Origin of the sequence: Bacillus sp. FSL K6-0069 (assembly GCF_038007785.1) — a bacterium.
In the GTDB taxonomy this organism is placed as follows: Bacteria; Bacillota; Bacilli; order Bacillales; family Bacillaceae_G; genus Bacillus_A; species Bacillus_A mobilis.
The window spans coordinates 5,145,316-5,166,687 of sequence record NZ_JBBOXN010000001.1 but is presented as its reverse complement, the minus strand read 5'-3'; the positions used below and the strand labels follow the sequence as shown (position 1 = coordinate 5,166,687).

22 protein-coding genes are annotated in these 21,372 nt (G+C 37.5%); 16 read left to right on the top strand and 6 right to left on the bottom strand.

Features of this window, described 5'->3' with window-relative positions:
• The first annotated feature begins 29 nt into the window (after positions 1-29).
• Positions 30-620, top strand: a complete 591-nt coding sequence (locus tag MHB74_RS26630) for a lipoprotein BA_5634 family protein (RefSeq protein WP_061680060.1) — start codon at positions 30-32, stop codon at positions 618-620.
• A gap of 29 nt (positions 621-649) precedes the next feature.
• Here MHB74_RS26630 and MHB74_RS26625 read toward each other — a convergent pair whose 3' ends face one another.
• Entirely contained in the window at positions 650-1,342 is a 693-nt protein-coding gene (locus tag MHB74_RS26625; protein ID WP_061680059.1) for an RsfA family transcriptional regulator, read from the bottom strand.
• 436 nt (positions 1,343-1,778) lie between these two features.
• Between MHB74_RS26625 and MHB74_RS26620 the strand changes: the two genes are divergently transcribed.
• From MHB74_RS26620 to MHB74_RS26595, 6 genes are all read left to right on the top strand, one after another.
• Positions 1,779-2,003, top strand: coding sequence for a DUF1450 domain-containing protein (locus tag MHB74_RS26620; RefSeq protein WP_000526074.1), 225 nt, complete (start codon positions 1,779-1,781; stop codon positions 2,001-2,003).
• Between the two features lie 312 nt (positions 2,004-2,315).
• The gene (locus tag MHB74_RS26615; RefSeq protein ID WP_061680058.1) at positions 2,316-3,371 is read left to right on the top strand and encodes a FecCD family ABC transporter permease; all 1,056 of its coding nucleotides are present in this window, start codon (positions 2,316-2,318) and stop codon (positions 3,369-3,371) included.
• Positions 3,368-4,384 carry a FecCD family ABC transporter permease gene (locus tag MHB74_RS26610; RefSeq protein ID WP_001260777.1) on the top strand — a complete coding sequence of 339 codons (1,017 nt, stop codon included), beginning with the start codon at positions 3,368-3,370 and terminating at the stop codon, positions 4,382-4,384. The genes MHB74_RS26615 and MHB74_RS26610 overlap by 4 nt, the downstream gene beginning before the upstream one ends.
• A 15-nt stretch (positions 4,385-4,399) precedes the next feature.
• Entirely contained in the window at positions 4,400-5,212 is an 813-nt protein-coding gene (locus MHB74_RS26605) for an ABC transporter ATP-binding protein (protein WP_000212060.1), read from the top strand.
• A gap of 190 nt (positions 5,213-5,402) precedes the next feature.
• Positions 5,403-6,350: an ABC transporter substrate-binding protein gene (locus MHB74_RS26600; protein ID WP_000787719.1), complete on the top strand. Its 948-nt coding sequence runs from the start codon at positions 5,403-5,405 to the stop codon at positions 6,348-6,350.
• Positions 6,351-6,496: 146 nt separating this feature from the next.
• Complete coding sequence (locus MHB74_RS26595; RefSeq protein WP_000262748.1) at positions 6,497-7,801, top strand: HD domain-containing protein; 1,305 nt, start codon at positions 6,497-6,499, stop codon at positions 7,799-7,801.
• Between the two features lie 39 nt (positions 7,802-7,840).
• Here MHB74_RS26595 and MHB74_RS26590 read toward each other — a convergent pair whose 3' ends face one another.
• Entirely contained in the window at positions 7,841-8,026 is a 186-nt protein-coding gene (locus tag MHB74_RS26590) for a 2-hydroxymuconate tautomerase (protein ID WP_001147171.1), read from the bottom strand.
• Positions 8,027-8,138: 112 nt separating this feature from the next.
• Between MHB74_RS26590 and MHB74_RS26585 the strand changes: the two genes are divergently transcribed.
• Both MHB74_RS26585 and MHB74_RS26580 read left to right on the top strand, forming a co-directional pair.
• On the top strand, positions 8,139-8,810 hold the full coding sequence (locus MHB74_RS26585; protein ID WP_061680057.1) for a site-2 protease family protein: 672 nt from the start codon (positions 8,139-8,141) through the stop codon (positions 8,808-8,810).
• Positions 8,811-8,828: 18 nt separating this feature from the next.
• Positions 8,829-9,338, top strand: coding sequence for a YwhD family protein (locus tag MHB74_RS26580; RefSeq protein WP_000136683.1), 510 nt, complete (start codon positions 8,829-8,831; stop codon positions 9,336-9,338).
• Positions 9,339-9,371: 33 nt separating this feature from the next.
• On the opposite strand, the gene MHB74_RS26575 is transcribed toward MHB74_RS26580, so the two are convergent.
• Both MHB74_RS26575 and MHB74_RS26570 read right to left on the bottom strand, forming a co-directional pair.
• Positions 9,372-11,423, bottom strand: coding sequence for a transglycosylase domain-containing protein (locus MHB74_RS26575; RefSeq protein WP_061680056.1), 2,052 nt, complete (start codon positions 11,421-11,423; stop codon positions 9,372-9,374).
• A gap of 102 nt (positions 11,424-11,525) precedes the next feature.
• On the bottom strand, positions 11,526-12,251 hold the full coding sequence (locus MHB74_RS26570) for a glycerophosphodiester phosphodiesterase (RefSeq protein ID WP_061680055.1): 726 nt from the start codon (positions 12,249-12,251) through the stop codon (positions 11,526-11,528).
• A 152-nt stretch (positions 12,252-12,403) separates the two neighbouring features.
• On the opposite strand from MHB74_RS26570, the gene MHB74_RS26565 reads away from it, so the two are divergent.
• The 4 genes from MHB74_RS26565 (at position 12,404) to speB (ending at position 16,061) form a co-directional block, all read left to right on the top strand.
• Positions 12,404-12,811: a MerR family transcriptional regulator gene (locus MHB74_RS26565; RefSeq protein ID WP_061680054.1), complete on the top strand. Its 408-nt coding sequence runs from the start codon at positions 12,404-12,406 to the stop codon at positions 12,809-12,811.
• 5 nt (positions 12,812-12,816) lie between these two features.
• On the top strand, positions 12,817-13,980 hold the full coding sequence (locus tag MHB74_RS26560; protein ID WP_061680053.1) for an MFS transporter: 1,164 nt from the start codon (positions 12,817-12,819) through the stop codon (positions 13,978-13,980).
• Positions 13,981-14,143: 163 nt separating this feature from the next.
• Positions 14,144-14,971, top strand: coding sequence for a polyamine aminopropyltransferase (gene speE / locus MHB74_RS26555; RefSeq protein WP_000424696.1), 828 nt, complete (start codon positions 14,144-14,146; stop codon positions 14,969-14,971).
• Positions 14,972-15,188: 217 nt separating this feature from the next.
• Positions 15,189-16,061 (top strand): agmatinase, encoded by an 873-nt coding sequence (speB, locus tag MHB74_RS26550; RefSeq protein WP_061680052.1) that lies wholly within the window; start codon positions 15,189-15,191, stop codon positions 16,059-16,061.
• A 305-nt stretch (positions 16,062-16,366) separates the two neighbouring features.
• On the opposite strand, the gene MHB74_RS26545 is transcribed toward speB, so the two are convergent.
• On the bottom strand, positions 16,367-17,404 hold the full coding sequence (locus tag MHB74_RS26545) for a PTS sugar transporter subunit IIC (protein ID WP_000996305.1): 1,038 nt from the start codon (positions 17,402-17,404) through the stop codon (positions 16,367-16,369).
• Between the two features lie 233 nt (positions 17,405-17,637).
• On the opposite strand from MHB74_RS26545, the gene MHB74_RS26540 reads away from it, so the two are divergent.
• Entirely contained in the window at positions 17,638-18,000 is a 363-nt protein-coding gene (locus tag MHB74_RS26540; protein ID WP_061680051.1) for a YxeA family protein, read from the top strand.
• A gap of 26 nt (positions 18,001-18,026) precedes the next feature.
• On the opposite strand, the gene MHB74_RS26535 is transcribed toward MHB74_RS26540, so the two are convergent.
• On the bottom strand, positions 18,027-19,013 hold the full coding sequence (locus MHB74_RS26535) for a S66 family peptidase (protein ID WP_061680050.1): 987 nt from the start codon (positions 19,011-19,013) through the stop codon (positions 18,027-18,029).
• A 202-nt stretch (positions 19,014-19,215) separates the two neighbouring features.
• Here MHB74_RS26535 and MHB74_RS26530 point away from each other — a divergent pair, with 202 nt between their 5' ends.
• Both MHB74_RS26530 and argS read left to right on the top strand, forming a co-directional pair.
• On the top strand, positions 19,216-19,653 hold the full coding sequence (locus tag MHB74_RS26530) for a DUF1934 domain-containing protein (RefSeq protein WP_000414868.1): 438 nt from the start codon (positions 19,216-19,218) through the stop codon (positions 19,651-19,653).
• Positions 19,653-21,323, top strand: coding sequence for an arginine--tRNA ligase (argS, locus tag MHB74_RS26525; protein ID WP_001086441.1), 1,671 nt, complete (start codon positions 19,653-19,655; stop codon positions 21,321-21,323). The genes MHB74_RS26530 and argS overlap by 1 nt, the downstream gene beginning before the upstream one ends.
• Positions 21,324-21,372: the final 49 nt, after the last annotated feature.

The window sequence follows — 21,372 nt, the reverse complement described above, 5'->3', positions numbered from 1 at the left end:
ATGCAATTATGATTTTAGGAGGCATACAAATGAAAAAAGTTAAATTAGGACTCGTAGCGATTATGTCAGCTGCCGTATTTAGTGGCTGTTCGATTATGGATATGATTGCGCCACAAGCAAAGGGCGTTGTTATGTACGGAGATGAAACAGGCGTTCAAAAAACAATGGACCAATATAAAGATAAAATTGAATCCCAAAGTAAATTCGAAGCAAAACTAGGTACGGTTAATGAGAAAAAGGTTTTAATTATGAATAAAACAACAGCTGAAAAAATGGTAAAAGAAAACATGCTGAAAAAGGTAGTAAAAGAAGATGTGGAACCAATTAAAGCATTGCCATCTGTTTCAGATGAAGTGGGAATCGTATTTGCTAAAGAGGAACAAAAAGATGTAGTAATTGATGGAAAGAAAATGAAATATGAAGGTAATGTAGTAATCGGTGATGCGCGTAAATATACAGATATGTATGCAGTTGTTAGTGATGCCGAATATACAAAGATAAATGAACCGGTAAAAACGATTGGATTAGCAGCCTTTAAAGAAAATCCAAAGGAAAAAATCTTCCCAGATATAAAGAGAGGTTCTAACGTAGAAGAAGTGCATATGGTTGAAGTGAAATAACAAAAAAGGATGCATGCAATGCATCCTTTTTATTCTGCAATTTTTTCTAAATTACCGTTTCGATCCATTCGGAAAGATGTTTGAGAACGTTCCTCGTCATCCATAACTGCTAACTTACGAGCGCGGTTCATAATATTCATAAGTGTTTCGTAATCTTCTTGTACAGTATGAGATTGTTTTTCTAATTTTTCTAGTTTCTTTTCTAGTTCTTCATTTCGAAGAATTTGTGATTTGATTTCTTGTTTCAATCTCGTATTCTCGTTTTCAAGAGCTGTCACTTTTATATTTGAAGATCCGACTGTTTGTAAAAAATAAATAACATCTTGCATTGTCATAGAGCCTTTTGCAGCAGGAACAGTAGATTCTTGATATGGAATAGCTTCTTTATATTGTACAATTGCTTCCTCGTGTACGAATTCTTCATAATCAGTTATCACCTCTGAAGCCGGTGGTGTATAAAGTAAACGTTTTTTCGCTTGTTCACCGCTTGCAGCACGCATTTTATCTTTACGATGTTTTTTTGCTAGTTGAAGAGCTTGTTCATAACTATAGCGAACAACAGCATTCCAACGGAAACCACAGGCAGCCGATGTACGATTTAATTGATCTCCTACTTCTTCAAATGCATTTAATTGAGTACTTCCTTCTCGAACGTGACGAAGTACAGTTTCAGCAAGTAATAAATCATCCTCATCTGTCCAAGCATCTTGTCTTACTTTCATAGATTCAACTCCCTTTCTTTTTATGAACTTCCTATTTTTATAATGGGCAAAAAAAGGAGCTTTTATACAAAGCTTTTAAAAATATGGTAGATTTCGATGAAAGGTATAAAGTGAAACTTTAATCAGTGGGGGTTTTCTTCATCCCTCACTGATTATCATCCCTCACCAATCGGACTTTAATGGGCAGCCCGCCCCCCTAGATTCTTTGCTTTCGCTGCATTTTGAGGTGGAGGTCTTACTGCCCATTAAAGCGGGATAAATTTTGCCAAGAATGACGGAAACTTCTGTAGGAGAACATATAAATATGGAGCATTATATGAAGAAAGAGCTTTATAGGGAAACTTGCAACGAGCTTCAAAGAGCGGTAAAATACCATTTAGTGTTTATTTTTAAATGTACTTGTGAAAAGTTTAAAATAGAGGAAGTGTTATATATAATGGGAAACGAATTTCGTGTGTGCGATGATTGTCAGGCAACGAACGTTAAAACGTTAATTCCGAAGTTAAAAAAGGTAGATTCATGTGCAACGATTGAAGTTGCATGCCAGTCTTACTGTGGTCCTGGTCGTAAAAAATCATTCGCATTTGTAAATAATCGTCCAGTTGCGGCTCCAACAGAAGATGAATTAATTGTAAAAATTGAAGCAAAGTTAAAGAAGTAAGAACAAGAAGAGTGAACAGATTACTCTTCTTTTTTTATGTCCAGAAGAGGAAGGATCTATTCTGTGGAAGCTTAAATGGTGATGATAATAGATAATGACAGATGGTCATTATCTATGTATTAAGGTCTCGACCTATATGAATTTGTATTTCAAAATAATAGTTGACAGTCTTTGGAAGCGATAGGTAGAATAGAAGGTGTCTGATTCTGAGAATCATTATCAAGAAAAGATTAATTCGCTTATTTTTTTATTACTATTTGAGAATAAATTTCATTTCAATAAATATATGTTGTTGGTTAGGATGGTTGAGGGATGGAAGCGAGCGCAAGGAGTATAGAACAGCAAGATGTGAATGTTAAAGAGATTAAGAGCAGACCGCTCATTGCTTCTATTATTTTAATAGTAGGTACAATTTTGTTAGCTTTAAGCATGGCAGTTTCTATTTCGTTTGGAGCGGCAGATATTAGTTTAAAGACTGTATGGCAAGCTGTGTTTCAGTTTGACGGTTCTATTACGCACCATAACGTAATTCAAGAACTTCGCATGCCTAGAGCGATAGGGGGCGTAGTTGCTGGTGCCTTTTTAGCGGTATCAGGGGCAATTATGCAAGGTATGACACGAAATCCACTTGCTTCTCCATCATTAATGGGGATTACAGATGGGGCTGTATTTGGGATTGCGATTATGTATGCATTCTTCCCTAATTCACCTTATTTAATGTTCGTTATCGCATCTTTTATTGGAGCGGCGTTTGGAGCGGCTATTGTATATGGTGTTGGGTCTTCTTCACCAGGTGGATTAACGCCTGTGAAGTTAGCTTTAGCGGGAGCGGCAATTAGTGCTTTATTAGGGGCCATTTCATCTGGAATTGCGTTATATTTCAACCTCGCCCAAGAGGTGAGTATGTGGAATGCAGGCGGAGTTGCTGGAGTGAAATGGGAAAGTATTAATATGTTAGTACCGATTGGTCTTGTTTGTCTCTTTATTGCAATAATAATGTCGAGGTATATTACAATTTTAAGCTTCGGTGAAGAAATTGCGATTGGACTTGGTCAAAATACGACATTAATTAAATTTATCGGAACAGTACTTGTTCTTGTGTTAACAGGTTCTGCAGTTTCTATGGCAGGATCGGTTGGATTTGTTGGTCTTGTAATCCCGCATATGACTCGTTTCCTTGTAGGCTCAGACTATAGATGGGTTATTCCATGTTCTGCGGTCTTAGGCGGACTGTTAATTGAATGTGCAGATATGTTATCTCGCGTTATTAACCCGCCGTTTGAAACGCCAATTGGAGCAATTACAGCGCTAATTGGGGTTCCATTCTTCCTCTACTTAGCACGTAACGAAGGGAGAGGGAAAATGTGAGGACAAGTGTCTTAACAAAAAAGAACGTTTCGGTTTTAACAATTTTAGTAGGATTAATCGTTACTGTATTTTTAGTAAGTTTAAATACAGGGACATTTAAAATACCACCAATGGACGTATTAAAGTCATTGGTTGGACTTGGGGCTGAAGATCAGTCTGTTATTTTATTTGAATTCCGTATGCCACGTATGGTTATTGCTATATTAGTTGGATCTGCTTTAGCAATGTCCGGTGCGATTTTGCAAGGGTTATCACGAAATCCCCTTGCTGATCCAGGTATTATCGGTATTAACGCTGGAGCGGGATTAACAGTTGTTATATTCGTCTACTTTTTCTTCGGGAAAGTTGGGACTGGTACATTTTTATCTGTATTTATCCTTCCATTCTTCGCGTTAGTTGGCGCGATATTAGCAGCAGTTATCATTTATTTACTAGCATGGAAAGACGGCGTGTCATCAACGAGATTAATACTTGTTGGTATCGCTGTTGCAGCTGGGTTTGGTGCTGTTAGTTTAATTTTTTCTATGAAGATGACATCTAACGATTTTCGTTTTGCAACGATTTGGTTAGCAGGAAGTTTGTGGGGCACAGATTGGAAGTTCGTATTAAGTGTACTTCCATGGATGGTTATTTTCTTGCCACTTGCTATTAGTAAGGCGCACATATTAAATGTAATGAACCTAGGCGACTCTACAGCTGTTGGCCTTGGTGTAAATGTAGAAAAAGAAAGACGTAAATTATTATTTATTGCAGTTTGTTTAGCTGGTGCATCTGTCGCTGTTGCCGGAGGAATTGGTTTTATCGGTTTAATGGCTCCGCATTTAGCGAGGCGCCTTGTTGGTGGTAAACATCAAATTATGCTGCCTACGGCTGCACTAATAGGGACGTTTTTACTTTTATTCGCAGACGTAATTTCAAGAAGTGTGTTAACAACTTCAGAAATACCGGTCGGTCTTGTTATTTCTGTAATTGGTGCACCGTATTTCATATACTTACTTATGAGGACAAAATAAAGGGAGGCTTTTTGTATGGCAACTTTAGCAGTTGATGCGGTATCTGTTGGCTATAATGAAGGGTTAATTATTGATGGATTAACAGTTGAAATTCCGGAAGGGAAAATTACAACAATTATTGGACCAAATGGTTGTGGGAAGTCCACATTATTAAAAACGGCTTCTCGTATTTTGAAGGCGAAAAAAGGTACTGTTTATCTTGACGGAAAAGCAATTGAGAAACAACCAACGAAAGAAATCGCAAAGAAAATGGCAATTTTACCACAGACTGCAGAAGTGCCAACTGGCCTTACTGTGTTTGAGCTTGTTTCATATGGACGCTTTCCTCATCAAAAAGGATTTGGAACGTTGAAAGAAGAGGATTATCGTTACATTCATTGGGCACTTGAAGTGACGGGAATGACAGAATTCGCAAATCGTCCAGCAGAAGCGTTATCAGGTGGACAACGTCAACGCGTATGGATTGCGATGGCTCTTGCACAAGGAACAGAATTACTAGTATTAGATGAACCGACGACGTACTTAGATATGGCGCATCAATTAGAAGTATTAAACTTATTGAAAAAGTTAAATGAAGAAGAAGGTAGAACGATTGTTATGGTTATCCATGACTTAAACCATGCTTCTCGTTTCTCAGATCATATGATTGCATTAAAAGCGGGTAAGTTAATGAAACAAGGAACGCCAGATGAAGTGATGACGAGTGAAACACTTCGTAACGTATTTGAGATTGAAGCTCAAATCGTTCCATGTCCAGTAAACTGTAAACCAATTTGTTTAACGTATGATCTAGCGATGATTAGTAATCAATTGCGTAAAAAAGCATAAGTAGAATCCCCCTCGTAAAGAGGGGGACTTCTAATGGACGTTGAGCTTCTTATTAGTAAATAGGAAGTTGAACACCCGTTAGAACGGGGCATAAGCAACAATTAATCGATATATATTTATTAATTGTTAATCTTGTTTCTTATAGTTCATTGTAACTTATAAGAGAAATACAGCTAGAAGGAGTGGGAACATGAAGAATTTTAAAATGGCACTATTAGCAATGGTACTAGTCGTTACTTCTGTACTATTTGCAGCTTGTTCTAACAAAGAAGAAGAGAAGAAAGCAGATGCGAAGGATGCGAAAACTGAAGAGCGCACTGTACAACACGCAAAAGGGGAAATTAAAATCCCTGCAAATCCAAAGAAAATTGCTGACCTTAGTGGTTCAACAGAAGAATTATTAATTTTTGGTATGAAACCAATTATTACTGCTAATACATCTCAAGAAAAAATTGATGCACATATTGAAAAGAAATTAAAAGACGTAAAACCAGTTGGCTCTGCTTGGGGCGATAAAATTAACATCGAAGCAGTAGCTGCTGCAAAACCAGACTTAATTCTTGTAAACAATCGTCAAGAAAAGATCTATGATCAACTATCTAAAATTGCACCAACAGTTATGTTAAAAACTCCATTAGACCAATGGCGTCCAAAATTCGAAGAAGTAGGTCAAATCTTCGGTAAAGAGAAAGAAACAAAAGAATGGTTCAAACAGTATGAAGAAAAAGCAAGCAAATTACATGACAAAATCGTTGCGAAAACTGGCGATGCAACATTCATGAAAATGGCTGCATATCCAAATGCTTTCCGTGTATACGGTGACTACGGTTACGGTAGCGTAATCTTTAATGACTTGAAATTACCAGCAGTTAAAGGTACACCAACGGATAAACCATTAGTACAAGTACAAAAAGAAGCTTTAATCGATTACAACCCAGATTACCTATTTGTATTTACAACTGGTGACGGTTCTCAGCGTCTAAAAGAATTCCAAGAAGAATCAATTTGGAAAAACATGAACGCTGTTAAAAATAACCACGTATTTACAATTAAAAACGAAGACTTAAACAAAGGTTACTTCCCTCTAGGTAAAGAAATGATCTTAGATGAAGTTGCTGAATTCGTTTTAGGTAAATAATGTATAAAAAGAAATCACATTTACTTCGGTAAAAGTGATTTTTTCTTTATATAAGGGCAATTAATATAGTCTTTCATTTCTTTCTGTTTCCTATTTCGTTTATAATATATAGTAAGAATGCAGTAAAGAAAGGGGGATGTCGGAAGGTGGTATATTTAAACGACAAACTCAGCGAAACAAAAGTGTTTAAAGACCCGGTACATAAATATGTGCACGTACGCGATCGTGTTATTTGGGATTTAATCGGAACGAAAGAATTTCAACGCTTGCGCCGTATTAAGCAGCTTGGAACGACATTTTTTACATTTCACGGTGCAGAGCATAGTCGCTTTACTCATTCGTTAGGTGTATATGAAATTATTCGTCGTATGATTGATGATGTGTTTGATGGCAGACCGAACTGGAATGCTGAAGATAGATTGTTATGTTTATGTGCGTCATTACTTCATGATGTCGGTCACGGCCCATTTTCTCACTCGTTTGAAAAGGTATTTTCATTAGATCATGAGAAATTTACGCAAAAAATTATCGTTGGAGATACGGAAATTAACCGTGTGTTAAGCCGCGTGGATAAAGACTTTCCGCAAAAGGTGGCCGATGTAATCGCAAAAACATCTACTAATAAATTAGCGATTAGTATGATTTCCAGCCAAATTGATGCAGATCGTATGGACTATTTATTAAGAGATGCGTATTTCACTGGCGTAAAGTATGGAAACTTTGATATGGAACGTATACTACGTGTCATGCGTCCGTATGGGAATCAAGTAGTCATTAAAAATAGTGGTATGCATGCTGTTGAGCATTATATTATGAGTCGTTATCAAATGTATTGGCAAGTATATTTCCACCCGGTAACGCGCAGTGCCGAAGTCATTTTAACGAAGATTTTACACCGTGCAAAATCATTGCACGAGAAGTATTATACATTTAAAAATCATCCGGTTCATTTCTATTCTTTATTTGAAGAAGAAGTAACAGTAGAGGATTATTTAAAGTTAGACGAGAACGTTATGTATTATTACTTCCAAGTATGGCAAGACGAAGAAGATCCAATTTTAAGTGATTTATGCCGCCGTTTTATGAATCGAAACCTATTTAAATACGTAGAGTTTACAGATAAGCACGGTTTAGATAATTGGATGGAATTAAGTAGCTTATTCAAAAAGATTGGACTTGATCCAGAATACTATTTAGTAGTTGATTCAACATCAGACTTACCGTACGACTTTTACCGTGCTGGTGAAGAAGAAGAGCGTTTACCAATCTTACTTCTTATGCCAAATGGGGAGCTTAGAGAGCTTTCACGTGAATCGGATATTGTTGAGGCGATTACTGGTAAGAAGAGAAGGGATCAAAAACTATTCTATCCGCATGATTTAATCTATGAAGATGGAAGAAAAGGAAAATATAAAGAGAGAATCATCGAGTTACTAGAAGGAAAAAAATAAGAAGCAGCTAAGAGCTGCTTCTTATGAAAGAACTTGAAATTATTTGTCGCTTAAGCGTTTTCCGCCAACTGCATAATGGTTTTTAGACATTTCTTCGATGAAAACAACGATGTTTTCTTCAGGAGCACCAGTTGTTTCGCTTACTGCTGCTGTTACTTTCTCAGCAAGAGCTTTCTTTTGTTCCTCTGTGCGTCCTTCTAGCATTTTCACTGTTACGTATGGCATATATAATCGCTCCTTTTATGTAAGTTACACTCTTATTATAGCGGATTATGGGGAAGAACAATCGAAAAAACAAATATTTTCTTTTTTGGACATATTGAAGAGGAGTTGGAGTATGGATCAGTTATTTAGATATCCATTGCAAGAAATCCCGTTGGTAGCAATGGCGATTGTTATTGCATTATCAGTGCATGAATTTGCGCATGCATATGTTGCATATAAATTTGGAGACGATACAGCAAAGAGGCAAGGCCGATTAACTTTATCACCGATGGCACACTTAGATCCTATCGGGATGATTGCTGTATTAATTCTTGGTTTCGGTTGGGCAAGACCGGTACCAGTTAATCCGTATAATTTTAAAAGACCACGTCTTGCGGGAATATTAGTTTCGATTGCAGGACCAATTAGTAACTTAATTTTAAGCGCAATCGGTTTAATTATTTGGTATAGCTTATTAAAATTTGGCGTATTGTACTCAATCCCATCTGCAGTAGCAGATACATTAGCTCAATTTTTCCAGATTTTTATTATGTTGAATATCGTTTTACTTGTCTTTAACTTATTACCAATTCCACCACTTGATGGATATCGCGTAGTGGAGGATCTAGCACCAGCAAATATTCGTGCGAAAATGACACAGTATGAAAAGTATGGAGCGATAGCGTTATTAATTCTTGTTATTACACCGCTTAGCAATTACACAATCCAGCCTATTTTTAATGTTGTTATTCCGTATGTATTAATATTTTTACAGAATATCATTGCGCCTATTTTCGGCCTTTAAACGAGGAGGAGCTTACATATGACAGAGAAAAAGAAAAAAATCGGTTTTAATATCGTGAAAAATGATTCAACGGATGGACATGGTGGTTTTGGTGTTGGAGCATTAAGTCTAGAAAATATTTCACCTGTATTTGTCGATGTACTAGAGAAAACAGCATTTGTTGATATCGGTGCGATGCATGCTCGTAGTACAGTCGAAAAAGGTATTAAATTTTTAACAAATAAAGATGAAGTTCCAAACGGAAAACCATTTTGGCTTGTGTGGGTAACGATTGAAAGAACTGCGACAGGTGCTTACTATGCAGGTGTAACAGCTTGTGAAATGACAGTTGACCGTGAAATTCGCCGCGGATATAAATCACTTCCAGAGCACGTAAACAAAATGGATAAATCAATGAAGCGTCACATTATGGTTGACCATATGGATGAATCATCTAAAAAAGTACTTGGTACGTTCTTGAAAGAACATAATGAAGCGATTTGGAACGAATCTAGTGAAGAATTGCGCCGTGCATTATTAAGTGAATAAAAAATAGCTGACGGATGCCCGTCAGCTATTTTTTTACCAAGGAAGATATTTTTTCCACCAACTTGTTTTTTTCTTTTCTTCAGTTGTCTTTTCAAATTCTTCTTTATCATCAACATGGTCCATACAATATTCAGTCGGTTCTGTACCCTTTGCGAAATACATTTTAACTGAAATGGGACAGTTTTTTGTAGCGATTTTTCCGTTTTCAGGGTTAATATCGACTGCAACGACGTCACTTGGTTGTTTAAACTCTTTTTTAGGTTGTCCATCTAAGCCTTTTTCCATCGTATCGGTCCATATTCTTTTTGCATATCCTTGTTCTGCTACATTTGAAATTGATTTAGGTTGATCGTATCCAACCCATACACCCGTTACGATTTGCGGGGTAAATCCAATCATCCAACTATCCGTTTCAGTAGAACCAGATTTTCCGGCATATGTTCTTGATAGTTTTGATAACATCGATTGACCAGTTACAGCAGCATAACTACTTAGTTTTTTATTAAACATACCTGTCATCATTTCTTCCATCACAAACGCTTTGCTCTTATCAAGAACTTGCTTACTCTCCAAATGAGCATCGTATAACATATTTCCTTCATGGTCCATAATGCGGCGAATAAACACTGGTTTTACTTCTTTTCCACCATTTGCGAACATGCTATAAGCGTTAACCATTTCAATTGGTTTTACAGGAGATGTACCGAGAGCAAGAGACGGAACATCCTTTAATGCGGTAGTAATACCGAATTGCTTCGCTGTTTTTGTAAGAATGTCTTCGCCTAAAAATAAATTGGTCTTCACGGCATATACGTTATCAGAGACCGCAAGAGCTTGTGCCATTGTTACAAAATCGTCTGCATAATAGTCTTTATAGTTTTTCGGTTTATACTTTGAAACACCGTCACCTAAAGTGAAAACAGTATATTCGCTTTTTAAGCGCGTAGCAGGGGTGAATCCTCGTTCTAATGCCGCATAATATAGGAATGGCTTAAACGTAGATCCAGGCTGGCGAGCAGCTTGTGTAGCCCTGTTAAATTGACTTGTATTATAATCAGTTCCACCAACAAGGGCAGCTACTTCACCTGTTTTCGGATTCATAGAAACGAGTGCCGTTTGTATGTTTGTTGTGTCAGGTATATGATCTTTTACAGCTTGCTCTGCGACCGATTGTAATTTAGGGTCTAGCGTTGTATAAATACGCAAACCACCTTTTTGTAATGCTTGTTCATCTAATCCGATATCACGAAGAAGAGAAGCTTGTACAGCATCTTGGAAATAAGGCGCGATTTCTGCCACTTTTTTCGTATCTAATGAGGCAAAGGTTAATGGCTCTTTCTTCGCTGAAGTTGCTTGTTTCTTCGTAATATAACCTTGTTCTACCATTTCGTCTAATATGAGAGATTGTCGTCCTTTCGCACGATCCTCTTTTAAAAAGGGAGAGTAGACACTAGGGCCTTTCGGAATACCTGCGAGCATACTAGCTTCCGCTAATGTTAGTTCTTTTGCTGTTTTATCGAAATATAGACGAGACGCAGCTTCGATTCCGTAAGCACCATGCCCATAATAAATTGTATTTAAATATCCTTCTAAAATATGATTTTTATTATAGTTCACTTCAAGGCGAATTGTGTACATCGCTTCTAATAGTTTCCGTTTCCATGTTTTATCATGATCTAAGTATAGGTTACGAGCATACTGTTGTGTAATCGTACTAGCACCTTGGACTTTTGCCATCGCTTTTAAATCGGCAACAATAGCACCAGCAATACGCTTCATATCAAAGCCGTGATGTTTGTAGAATCGTTGATCTTCGATAGATAGTGTTGCCTCTTTTACATAAGGAGAGATTTCATTGAGAGATACATTATAACGTTTTTGCATTTCATTACTTTGTCCGATAACAGTGTCATCATTAGCGTAAAAGACACTCGTTTGCGGGACGGCAACAGGAGGAGGTCCCATAATTTTTGCAACTATAATAATAACAAAAAAGGAAAAAACGAAAAAAAGAACAGAAGAAAACATTACGGTGAAGAAAAGACGTTTATATTTTTTAAGTTTCGGATTCATAGTTTGATTCATCTTTTTCAGCCCCTCAATACTAATACAAACATTATTGTATTAGTATTGAGGGTTTTCGGTTATTTTAAACAATGAAATTTCGAAAACAAAAAGCTCCTTCAATTAAGAAAGGAGCTCAAAGGCACGTGCTGGCCAGTCGGTAATAATGACATCTACGCCGTAGTCAATCATAGTTTGTAAATCTTTGTATTCGTTAATTGTGTAAGGACGGAAAGTGTACCCTTGATTTTGTGCAAATTGGACAAATTCTTTTGTTAATAATTGAAAGTTAGGGTGTAAACCAGTTGCGTTTCTATTTTTTGCTTCAGCAATCGGATCAGCAAGTGGTGTATCATATAAAATTGCTCTTGGGATTTCAGGAGCTATTTCTGCTAGTAATGAAACAGAGTCGTGGTTAAACGATGAGAATATAATTTGATTAGATAGATGATATTCACGAACGAGAGCGACAACTTTTTCTTCAATATTTGGATAGTGAATGACATCTGTTTTTAACTCAATGTTGAGCTGTAACTTTGTTGTAGATAGCCAAATGAATACTTCGCGTAACGTTGGGATTTTTGCTTCATGGAAAGAAGGGTCTTTATGGCTGCCGGCATCTAAAGCTTGTAATTCCGCTACCGTTTTTTCAGAAACAAGACCTATGCCATTTGTTGTACGATCTACTGTTTCATCGTGAATCACGACAAGTTCACCATCTTTTGATAGGTGTACATCAAGTTCAATGCCATGGGCACCAATGCGTTCAGCTTCTTGGAAGGCAATCATCGTATTTTCTGGATGTGTTCCTTTTACCCCGCGATGAGCGAAAATAAGTGGTTTATTCATACGGAAATCTCCTTATCGTTTCTTTTCTTTCATTATGAAACTGCTTTTGGAAAAATACAATTGAATAGGATAAACATTTACAAAAGTCTAACAGTTGCACAAAAGTTAACGTTAACGTAAAATGTAATAATTGAGTGAAGGGAGGAATAAACATGTATAAAATTGATGAAGTCACAAAGCAAGTTGGTTTAACAAAACGTACACTTCGTTATTATGAGGAAATTGGTTTAATTCATCCCCCTGAACGTAGTGAGGGGAACATTCGCCTGTATACAGACGAGGACATCGCTAGAATTAAAAGGATTGTGGAAGCGAAAGAAGTGCTAGGGATCACGCTTCAAGAAATGCAACATTTCTTATCATTAAAAGAAAGAATGGAGCAAAGAAGAAATAGTGAGAATCCTCGTGACCGCGAAGTGATTCAAGAAATTAAAGAGATGCTTGAAAAACAAGTGCAAACGCTAGACGAGAAAATGGAGCAAATGCAGCGCGTAAAGGCGGAACTCGAAGATAGTTTACATCGTGCAGCGACATTTTTAGAGAATACAAAAGGAGAGTAATCAAAATGGAGAGCAAACAAAAACTAGGGAGATTGATTACAGTGGTGGCTACCTTCCTTGCCTTTTCAGGTATAGGGGTAGTCGATCCAATCTTGCCGATTATTGCTGAAAAGATTGGTGCATCGCATTGGCAAGTAGAGATGTTATTTACAGCATATATTTTAACGATGGCAATTATGATGTTACCAGCTGGAATATTCGCATCGAGATTTGGTGATAAGAGAATGATGACGATCGGTCTTGCGGTCGTGACTGTATTTGCGTTTATATGCGGTATATCGCAAACGATTGCTCAATTATCTCTTTTCCGCGCTGGATGGGGATTAGGGAATGCGATGTTCTTTGCAACGGCAATGACATTATTGATTGCATTAAGTAAAGAGGTTCATGAAGCAGTAGGATTATATGAAGCAGCTATCGGTTTAGGGATGGCAGGCGGACCGTTATTAGGCGGGATATTAGGTGGGCATTCTTGGCGTTACCCATTTTTTGCGACGAGTATTTTAATTTTCTTAGCATTTATTTTAGTTTTCTTTTTTGTAAAAGAACCGGAGCGAAAAGTGAAACGTAAAGCGGCAGGCGTGGGAGAATTACTTAACCTGGTGAAGTATAAACCGTTTATGCAAGGTGCAATTTCAGGAATGTTATACTACTACGGATTTTTCGTTGTATTAGCATATTCACCACTTATTATGCATTTATCTGCGATTCAATTAGGGTTTGTATTTTGCGGATGGGGATTAGCGTTAGCTTACGGTTCTGCCATTTTGGCTCACAAGTTAGAAGGTAAATATGAGCCAAAAGCATTGTTGAAAGGTAGTTTACTTGTATTTGCGCTTTTCTTAATCGCACTATTCTTTGTGAAAATTATGTGGTTACAAATTGTATTAATTGTTCTATCAGGATTAGCATCCGGATTAAATAATGCACTATTTACAAGTTATGTAATGGATATTTCACCTTATGAAAGATCTGTTACATCAGGTGTTTATAACTTCGTTCGTTGGTTAGGTGGCGCAATTGCACCAATCTTATCCGGAATCATCGGTCACACTGTTTCACCGCAAAGTCCGTTTTTAGTTGGTGGAATTGTTGTGTTAGTCGGTTGTGTAATGATTTTAATTCCGGTTGGAAAGCCGGTAGAAGTAGAGACAAAAACCCTTTCTTAAGAAAGGGTTTCTTTATACATATATGTTAGAACCCTCTGACTAAAATATATTTTCGGTATTTTTGTACTTTTAACTATACTTTTTGGATGTTTTGTTTTATTTTTGTTAGGGGACATTAATGATGTCCCTATTATAAATTTGCATTGAGAGGCGTGATTGTACGATGGAACTATGGTTCACTGAAAAACAAACAAAACATTTTGGGATTACGGCGCGTATTAACCGCACATTACATACGGAGCAAACAGAATTCCAAAAGCTTGATATGGTTGAGACGGAAGAGTTCGGAAACATGCTTATTTTAGATGGCATGGTTATGACAACAGAAAAAGATGAGTTCGTTTATCATGAAATGGTAGCGCACGTACCTTTATTTACACATCCAAACCCTGAAAACGTATTAGTTGTAGGTGGCGGCGATGGTGGTGTTATTCGTGAAGTGTTAAAACACCCAAGCGTAAAGAAAGCAACTCTTGTTGAAATCGATGGAAAAGTAATTGAGTACTCAAAACAATACTTACCATCAATTGCAGGCGCATTAGACAATGAGCGTGTAGAAGTAAAAGTAGGAGACGGTTTCCTACACATCGCAGAAAGCGAAAATGAATATGACGTAATTATGGTAGATTCTACTGAGCCAGTAGGACCAGCAGTAAACTTATTTACAAAAGGATTCTACGCTGGAATTTCTAAAGCGTTAAAAGAAGACGGTATTTTCGTTGCACAAACGGACAACCCTTGGTTCACACCAGAACTAATTACAACTGTGTTTAAAGACGTAAAAGAGATCTTCCCAATTACTCGTTTATACACAGCGAACATTCCAACTTACCCAAGTGGTCTTTGGACGTTCACAATTGGATCTAAAAAACATGATCCATTAGAAGTAAGTGAAGAGCGTTTCCACGAAATCGAAACGAAATACTACACAAAAGAATTACACAATGCAGCATTCGCATTACCGAAATTTGTTGGCGATTTAATTAAGTAAGAGAATCGTATTGAACAAATAAAGTGTAAGTAGCTCATTTAAGGTGTTTGTCCAGAAGACTTGAACATGCTAGCTACTTACACTCCTGTAAAGAAAATCGTCTTCTTGTTATGAAACAGAAGACCCGGTAAATCGAGAAAGAGGAGCAACTCGCTCCAAATTTGAGAAATAATGAAAGGTTGGGATACCTTAAGTTCCACACAAGGAGGAAAAGAGTATGCGTTTTGATGAAGCTTATTCAGGTAAAGTATTTATTAAAAGTCATCCAAGTTTTGAAGAGTCAGAGGCAGTTATTTATGGGATGCCTATGGATTGGACAGTAAGCTACCGTCCAGGTTCTCGTTTTGGCCCTGCACGTATTCGTGAAGTATCAATCGGTCTTGAAGAATATAGCCCATATTTAGATCGTGAACTAGAAGAGGTAAAATATTTTGATGCGGGTGATATTCCATTACCATTCGGAAACGCACAGCGCAGCATAGACATGATTGAAGAGTATGTATCAAAACTTTTAGATGCCGGTAAGTTTCCACTAGGTCTCGGCGGAGAGCACTTAGTGTCTTGGCCAATTTTTAAGGCAATGGCAAAAAAATATCCGGATTTAGCAATCATCCATATGGATGCTCATACTGACTTACGTGAGTCATATGAGGGAGAGCCTTTATCCCACTCTACACCTATTCGTAAAGTGTGCGATTTAATTGGTCCGGAAAACGTATATTCTTTCGGTATTCGTTCTGGAATGAAGGAAGAATTCGAATGGGCAAAAGAAGTAGGTATGAACTTATATAAGTTTGACGTATTAGAACCGTTAAAAGAAGTATTACCGAAACTTGCAGGACGCCCAGTCTATGTCACAATCGACATTGACGTATTAGACCCAGCTCATGCTCCTGGGACAGGAACGTTAGAAGCTGGAGGTATCACATCTAAAGAATTATTAGATTCCATCGTGGCAATTGCAAATTCAAATATAAATGTAGTTGGAGCAGACTTAGTAGAAGTAGCTCCTGTCTACGACCATAGTGATCAAACACCAGTCGCAGCAAGCAAATTCGTGCGGGAAATGCTGCTCGGTTGGGTGAAATAAAAGTGAAGCGGCTTGCTCAGAATCGCAGGTCATGGAATGCTCGACAGAGAAGCGCTTTTGGTGCAGGCCGAGAGTGTGAAATGGTCGGAGATTCTAGCTGCCGTAGCTGGATAAAGTAAGAGCCCCCTATATGAATAGGGGGCTCTTACTTTGTCGTTATGTGTCGGTAAGTCGATATATTCGAAAAATCGCCGATATAATTCGAGTTACGGTCGATATATTTAATAAATCGCTGATATAATTTCATTTACCAACATGCGACATAAAAAAGAGCTATTCTCAAACGATGAGAATAGCTCTTTTTCTTATGCAACTTTCTCTTCTGAAGTAATGCCGCGAATTTCATCGGCAGAACGAATTGGATATTTGCGGAATATGATTGATCCGATATATCCAACAATAGTGGTAACGATTCCACATAATACAGCAGCAATTGTTACTTTTACAACGTCATTAAATCCGAATAAGACAAGAAGTCCTGGGATTGGTGATGCTGTTCCTGGCGCATTATTAACGAGCTGGAACAGAGATGTAATAATACCAGCAAGTGCACCGCCAACGAAGTTTGTCGCATAAATAGGAATTGGATTTGCTGAAACAACATCGGCTTGTGTTAAAGGCTCGATTGCTACAGCGATTGTATCTTTCTTCGAGCAAATTTTTAGTCGCTTAAAGAAAATAAAGTTCATCGGGGCGGAGGCTGCTACGGCAAGACTACCAATTGCCATTGGTAAACCTGTTAATCCAAGCATTGCAGTTAGTGCCATAGAACTTAATGGAGAGGTAGAAATAACTGTTATTAATCCACCAAGCATAATACCCATAATGATAGGACTTTCTGTAGTTGCAACTGAAATCATAGAACCGATTTTACCGAGCGTTGCGTTCACGAGTGGATCCATAAGCATTGCCATGCCGCGCGAGATTGGTGCAGCAATAAATAAAATTGCTAAAAATTCTACACCAGCCGGTAATTTCTTTTCGAGAAATTTCACGACGAAAGCGCAAATGTATCCAGCGAAAAATCCTGGTAAAATACCGAATCCACTAGTAGCGATACCGATTAAAACAGCATATACGGGTGAAACACCGATTGCTAGTGCGACTAAAATTGCCGCTGCGACACCGCTCATACTACCAGAAGCTTCTCCTACTGATTGTAAAAAGTCATTATGAAACATTTCCCCACCGATATAACGGTGAAATGCTTCAATAAGAAAACTTGCGATTGCTGCATTAGCTAAAGCACCCATTGCTTTCATGCCGTAAGGAGCACGGTAACTAAAAAGTGTAAATAGACAAAGTACAACAAGTAATAGTGCTAAACCTTGCAAGATAGCCATTTGAAAACTGTCTCCTTTGATTTTGTAATAAAAATTCGTATCATTCAATAATAATATAAAAGTTTGTTAAACGGAAAAATTTTTTGATGGGAATTTGCTATAAAGGGAAAAACTCTTACAATAATGTAAGGAAAGTGTAAGGCGTTTCGATAGAGTATAGTATGTTGTTTTTCGTATAATACATGTATAGACATAAGGTTAGTGAGAAAGAAGTGCAAACAGGAGGCGCATTTATGAAATTGGTAATTAAAGTTTTAGCTGTGTTCGCCATTATTTTAGGGGGGACGGCATATTATTTAAATACAAAAACAGAAGGTGTACATGCTTTTGTAGACAACTTCTTTTCAAATAAAGAAATACAAGATTATTATGCGGTTATAGATAAAGGTGAGAAAAAAGATGGAGAATACTTATACACTTTTAAAGGGTATACAGAAGACGGAAAGTTACAAGTTGTGAAAAGAATGATGAACCGTGAATTGCATACGGGAGCATTTATAAAAATTTATGCAAAAGGTATGCAAGGAAAAGGATGGGCTGAAATCTCAAAAGAATCAATTCCACAAAAAGCGTTGGAAAAAATAGAAAAACCATAAAAGGAGCGACTCATTCGCTCCTTTTTTTAGTGCGTTAAAATGGTGATAGATGTCTTATCTTTGTTAGAAATGATTTTTGCACGTCCACCAATTGGGAAAGTGAAAATCGGGGTTGTATGCCCGAAACTTGCGTTTGCAATGATAGGGATATGTGCAAGTTCAGGTTTTGAAGCGATCATTTCTTGAATGTCTTCTATCGTACATTCTGCACCTTTTTGCATCTTTCCTATGACGATTCCCTTTACGCACTCAAAATTTGGTTGCTGCATAAGGGAGTGTAAATAACGATCAAAAGTTTTAAGGGTAGATGTTCCGGTTAAACTATCCTCTTCAAGAAATAAAATTTTATCCTGTAAATTTGGCATATATGGTGTACCTTGCAGTAAATTCAATGTGCTCATATTACCACCGATAATTTCTCCAGTTGCTTCGCCTTCGTGAATGGAAACATATCCTTCATTTTTAATGAATTCTCGATTTTCCTGATCGACGTACCAAGAATCATCGCTCCATGTTTCAGATGGCAGGACTTCAATAGGCTCATTAGAAGTTAAGCATTTTAAAAAGTAATCGTTCGTATACTCGAGCCCTTTCTCCATTCCAAATGAAGAGAAATGGGGTCCTGAATATGTAACGAGTCCTGTTTTTGCGTAGATAGCATTATTTAAGGCGGTAATATCAGAATAGCCACAGAAAAACTTTGGATTTTCTCGAATTAAATCATAATCGAGATGTTTCAATAAACCATTAGAGTTGTATCCGCCAAGTGTCGTTAAAATGGCTTTTACATTCGGGTCTCTAAATGCTTCGTGGAGGTCTTGAATGCGTGAAGAAATAGAAGAGGAAGCAAATCGATCGATCTCATCAGCATATGTTGAGAATGTAACTTGAAAGCCCATGTCAGTTAATCTTTTTATAGCAAGCTCTTGGTTCGTATTTGAGACAATACTTAAACTACAAGATGGTGAAATAACTCTAATTTCATCATCTTTTTTCAATTTTGTTGGTAGCACTTAACTCACCTCTTCAAATGAAAGAATATTTAGATTTAAAAAATATTTTATCATATGAAATAAAGGGAAAGTGAATTATTTTTTGAAATGGAGTTTTCCTGATTTTTCAGCAGACAGACAGAGGTTTTTTTTGATATGATAGGAAAAGTGATTTATTATAAGTAGTATTTAATATCTATAACATTTGAAAGGTGTGCAAGACGTGGAGAAACAACTTGCAGGCTTGCCGGTACACGTTCATTTCGTAACAGAAATCCGTGAAGGGGCGAGGAAGGAAACCGTTGCTTTTGAAGCAAATGGTCAATACTATGTAAAAGGTCAAGGTACATACGTAACATTCCAAGAGCCGAACGAACAGGGCGAAGTGAAAACAATTATTAAAATTCAAGATGAACAAGTTCTCATTATGCGTTCAGGTGCTGTTTCAATGCGTCAAACGCATGTGAAAGGTGAATGGACAACTGGTACGTATACGAGTGAACTTGGTACGTTTGCATTGCAAACGAAAACTGATAACGTTCTTTTTAAATGGTCGGATGAAAAGAAAAAAGGACAACTCTTCTTAACGTACGCATTGCTTCTAAGTGAACAAGAAGCTGGCAGATATACAATTACACTTAATTTGAAGGAGGCAAAATAATGAATTCTTTAGAACAAGTAAAAGGATTAATTAAAGAAGAAATTCAAGCTGCTGTATTAAAGGCAGAATTAGCGACAGAAGAACAGATTCCAAACGTTGTATTAGAATCTCCAAAAGATAAAACAAACGGTGATTTCTCTACAAATATGGCAATGCAACTTGCACGCGTTGCGAAAAAAGCACCTCGTATGATTGCAGAAGAATTGGTTGCAAACTTCGATAAAGCAAAAGCTTCTATTGAAAAAATTGAAATCGCAGGTCCTGGTTTCATTAACTTCTACATGGATAATAGCTACTTAACAGACTTAATCCCAACAATCGTTAACGCTGGCGAAGCTTACGGTGAAACGAATACTGGTAAAGGTGAAAAAGTACAAATTGAGTTCGTATCTGCGAACCCAACAGGTGACCTTCACTTAGGACATGCACGTGGTGCAGCAGTGGGTGACACTTTATGTAACGTATTAGCAAAAGCAGGGTACGATGTATCTCGTGAGTACTACATTAATGACGCTGGTAACCAAATTCATAACTTAGCGCTTTCTGTTGAAGCTCGTTACATGCAAGCTTTAGGCCTAGAGAAAGAAATGCCAGAAGACGGATACCATGGTGCGGACATCATTGGAATCGGTAAGCTTTTAGCTGAAGAATTTGGTGATCGTTATGCAAAGGCTGATGCAGAAGAAAGCTATGAGTTCTATCGTTCATACGGTTTAAAATATGAGCTAGCAAAACTTCAAAAAGACTTAGAAAGCTTCCGTGTTAAATTCGATGTATGGTTCTCAGAAACATCATTATACAAAAATGGAAAAATCGATGCTGCACTTGCAGTATTAAAAGAGCGTGATGAGATCTTTGAAGAAGGCGGCGCAACTTGGTTCCGTTCTATGACTTACGGTGACGACAAAAACCGTGTATTAATTAAAAACGACGGTTCTTACACATACTTAACGCCAGATATCGCTTACCACCGTGATAAATTAGAGCGTGGTTTCGATAAGTTAATCAACATTTGGGGTGCTGACCACCACGGTTACATTCCTCGTATGAAAGCTGCTATTCAAGCGCTTGGTTACGATAAAGAAACACTTGAAGTAGAAATCATCCAAATGGTACAACTGTACCAAAATGGTGAAAAAATGAAGATGAGTAAGCGTACAGGTAAAGCAGTTACACTTCGTGAGCTTATGGAAGAAGTAGGCGTGGACGCAATGCGTTACTTCTTCGCAATGCGTAGCGGTGATTCTCATTTAGACTTCGATATGGACTTAGCTGTATCAAAATCTAATGAAAACCCAGTATACTATGCACAGTATGCTCATGCTCGCGTATGCAGTATCCTTCGTCAAGGTGAAGAGTTAGGATTAGCTACAGGCGGAGACGTGAACTACAAACTTGTTACTTCTGAGAAAGAAGTAGAGTTACTGAAAAAACTTGGTGAATTCCCGGCAGTAGTTGCGGATGCAGCGCAAAAACGTCTGCCACACCGCATTACAAGCTATGCATTTGAATTAGCAGCAGCATTACACAGCTTCTACAATGCAGAAAAAGTATTAAACCAAGACAACTTAGAATTAAGTAAAGCTCGCTATGAGTTAATGAAGGCAGTACGTACTACACTTCAAAACGCATTAGCAATCGTAGGAGTATCTGCACCAGAAAAAATGTAATTAAGAAAAGCGAAAGCGGCTCGTTCAGAATAGGAAGGCGCGAAGCCAC

Bases quoted from the DNA above. Each gene is read 5' to 3' on its own strand.
- MHB74_RS26560 (WP_061680053.1), top strand. From the start codon at position 12,817: ATGGAGAGCAAACAAAAACTAGGGAGATTGATTACAGTGGTGGCTACC.
- MHB74_RS26620 (WP_000526074.1), top strand. From the start codon at position 1,779: ATGGGAAACGAATTTCGTGTGTGCGATGATTGTCAGGCAACGAACGTT.
- speB (WP_061680052.1), top strand. From the start codon at position 15,189: ATGCGTTTTGATGAAGCTTATTCAGGTAAAGTATTTATTAAAAGTCAT.
- MHB74_RS26630 (WP_061680060.1), top strand. From the start codon at position 30: ATGAAAAAAGTTAAATTAGGACTCGTAGCGATTATGTCAGCTGCCGTA.
- argS (WP_001086441.1), top strand. From the start codon at position 19,653: ATGAATTCTTTAGAACAAGTAAAAGGATTAATTAAAGAAGAAATTCAA.
- MHB74_RS26590 (WP_001147171.1), bottom strand. From the start codon at position 8,026: ATGCCATACGTAACAGTGAAAATGCTAGAAGGACGCACAGAGGAACAA.
- MHB74_RS26575 (WP_061680056.1), bottom strand. From the start codon at position 11,423: ATGAATCAAACTATGAATCCGAAACTTAAAAAATATAAACGTCTTTTC.
- MHB74_RS26615 (WP_061680058.1), top strand. From the start codon at position 2,316: ATGGAAGCGAGCGCAAGGAGTATAGAACAGCAAGATGTGAATGTTAAA.
- MHB74_RS26605 (WP_000212060.1), top strand. From the start codon at position 4,400: ATGGCAACTTTAGCAGTTGATGCGGTATCTGTTGGCTATAATGAAGGG.
- MHB74_RS26540 (WP_061680051.1), top strand. From the start codon at position 17,638: ATGAAATTGGTAATTAAAGTTTTAGCTGTGTTCGCCATTATTTTAGGG.
- MHB74_RS26565 (WP_061680054.1), top strand. From the start codon at position 12,404: ATGTATAAAATTGATGAAGTCACAAAGCAAGTTGGTTTAACAAAACGT.
- MHB74_RS26580 (WP_000136683.1), top strand. From the start codon at position 8,829: ATGACAGAGAAAAAGAAAAAAATCGGTTTTAATATCGTGAAAAATGAT.
- speE (WP_000424696.1), top strand. From the start codon at position 14,144: ATGGAACTATGGTTCACTGAAAAACAAACAAAACATTTTGGGATTACG.
- MHB74_RS26600 (WP_000787719.1), top strand. From the start codon at position 5,403: ATGAAGAATTTTAAAATGGCACTATTAGCAATGGTACTAGTCGTTACT.
- MHB74_RS26570 (WP_061680055.1), bottom strand. From the start codon at position 12,251: ATGAATAAACCACTTATTTTCGCTCATCGCGGGGTAAAAGGAACACAT.
- MHB74_RS26545 (WP_000996305.1), bottom strand. From the start codon at position 17,404: ATGGCTATCTTGCAAGGTTTAGCACTATTACTTGTTGTACTTTGTCTA.
- MHB74_RS26625 (WP_061680059.1), bottom strand. From the start codon at position 1,342: ATGAAAGTAAGACAAGATGCTTGGACAGATGAGGATGATTTATTACTT.
- MHB74_RS26585 (WP_061680057.1), top strand. From the start codon at position 8,139: ATGGATCAGTTATTTAGATATCCATTGCAAGAAATCCCGTTGGTAGCA.